This window comes from Corallococcus sicarius (assembly GCF_003611735.1).
GTDB lineage: Bacteria > Myxococcota > Myxococcia > Myxococcales > Myxococcaceae > Corallococcus > Corallococcus sicarius.
The window spans coordinates 1-2,112 of sequence record NZ_RAWG01000592.1; the positions used below are offsets into that span (position 1 = coordinate 1).

A 2,112-nucleotide genomic window follows, 5' to 3' on the forward strand; every position below is an offset into this window, starting at 1 on the left:
CCGGCTTCCCGTGGGAATTCAGGCACTTGTGCGCCCGGGCCTTCACCGCCGCCGGGTCCTCCCTGACAGTGCTGTCAGGGCCCCCCTGCCATCCCGCCGCCGTCCCAGTGACATCCGTGTCAGGGACCCCGGTGGCGGCCCACGGAAAATCCGCTACTCGCCGATGACGGAGCGGATGGTGTCGCGCATGGAGTGCTGGGCCTTCCAGCCCACGTCCTGGACCCAGCGGCTGCCGTCCACGGCGCACAGGAACTGGATGTGGTCCAGCTCCGGGGGCGGGAAGTTGGCCAGCCGGTAGCGGAACATCAGGCCCAGCAGCGGGCGGGCCACCGGGTGCGGCACGGGGATGGGGGTGTTCCCCAACTCGCGCAGCACCGCGGACAGGGGCACCTGGCCGGGGCCGACGACGTTGTAGACGCCCTTGGGCTCCGGGCGGAGGGCCTGCACCATCGCGCGCGCCACGTCCTCCACGTGGATGAGCTGCACCATCGGGTCGAAGCCCGCGAGCGTCCACGGGTAGCGCAGGCGCAGGTAGTGGGACGGCGCGTTCTTGATGGTGGGCCCGACGATGTGGACGGGCCGGAGGATGACCGTCTCGATGTGCGGGTGCTTCCAGAAGAAGCTGTGCGCCAGCATGTCCACTTCGATGAGGTCGCGCACGCCGGAGAAGCGGCTGGCGGCCATCAGCGGCGCGTCCTCGGTGAGGAAGTTGGAGTTGTCCGGGCTCGGGCCGTAGACATTGGCCGAGGAGAGGACGACCACCTTCTTCACGCCGTACTTCGCGCAGTACTCCAGCAGGCGCGTGGTGCCCACGACGTTGAACGAGTGGTGCTCCTCCTCGCTCATGCGCGGGTCATGCATGATGCCCATGTGGATGACGGCGCGGACCTCGTTCTTGCGGAAGACGTCCTCCGCCTTCTTCTTGCGCAGGTCCATCTGGTGCATCTCGACGTCCTTCGGCCGGCCCACGAAGGGGCGCCGGTCGATGCCGATGATGCGCTCATGCTTGTGCAGCATCTTCGCCAGCGTGCGGCCCAGGTTGCCGCTGATGCCGGTGACGACAACGGCGGGCTTGAGGGCGCCGCGCGGCTGCTGCTCCTTCTCCTCCTCGTGCGGGGCGCTCACCAGAACACGCCCCGGCGTTCCTTGAGACCCTGCTGGAGCATCGCCTGGATGGAGGCCTTCACGGTGCGCACCTTCTTGTCGAGCTCACTGTCCTCGTCGTCCGCGCGGCCGGTGAAGTGCAGCGCGTCGCCGAAGTAGATCCGGTACTTCGTGGGCAGCGGGAAGGCCGCGCCCGTGGGCGTGATGGGGAACGACGGCATGCCCAGGAGCTTCGCCAGCGGCTTGAGGTTCATCAGCGCGGGGGCCTGCTCCTCGGCGCCCACCACGGCGATGGGGACGATGGGCGTGTTCGTCTCCAGCGCCAGCCGCATGAAGCCCAGGCCGAACTCCTGGAGCTGGTAGCGCTGGGGCCACAGCTTGTTGAGGCCGCGCGTGCCCTCCGGGAACACGAGGATGGCCTCCTCCGCTTCCAGCAGGCGGCGGCAGTTCTCCGGCGTGCCGACAATCTGCCCCACGCGCGCCATGAAGGTGGACACGTACGGCAGGGACGGCACCCACTTCTCCACCATGCTGCGGATGGCGCGCGGCGGAGAGCCCTCCACCATCAGGGCGATGCCAATCATGGCGCCGTCCATGGGGAGCTGGCCGGAGTGGTTGGACACCAGCAGCACGCGCCCCTTGGGGATGCGGTCCGCGCCGTAGGCCTCCACGCGGAAGTAGTGGCGGTAGAGCCACAGGAATGGGGCGATGGCCGCCAGGCTGTAGTCCAGGTTGAACCCGAACGGATCCACCCCGTACTCGTTCTCCGTCCGGGCCAGGCCCTGGAGTTCGCCCGATTGCGCTTCGCCCGCCATGCGCTCGGTCCAGCCGCGCAGGCCCTTCTTCACCTTGTCGCTGAAACGCTCCAGCATGGCTGGCTCCTTAGCACCCCGGCATGCACACCGGGAGTGCGCCGGCAACCCGTGCAGTCCTTCTGACGATAATCCGCCGGAAGGTCCCCCCAACATGCGCATCCCGCCCAAGACGCCACCCCCGCCTGCTCGGACC

The 2,112-nt window shown here is 68.6% G+C and carries 2 protein-coding genes; both read right to left on the reverse strand.

Translation table 11 applies throughout. The features are described 5' to 3' along the window. Positions 1 to 153: 153 nt before the first annotated feature. Positions 154 to 1,125, reverse strand: coding sequence for an SDR family oxidoreductase (locus tag D7X12_RS41025; protein ID WP_120630526.1), 972 nt, complete (start codon positions 1,123 to 1,125; stop codon positions 154 to 156). Then, the gene (locus D7X12_RS41030; protein ID WP_120630527.1) at positions 1,122 to 1,976 is read right to left on the reverse strand and encodes a lysophospholipid acyltransferase family protein; all 855 of its coding nucleotides are present in this window, start codon (positions 1,974 to 1,976) and stop codon (positions 1,122 to 1,124) included. Before D7X12_RS41030 ends, D7X12_RS41025 begins: the two co-directional genes overlap by 4 nt. Between the last annotated feature and the right edge of the window lie 136 nt (positions 1,977 to 2,112).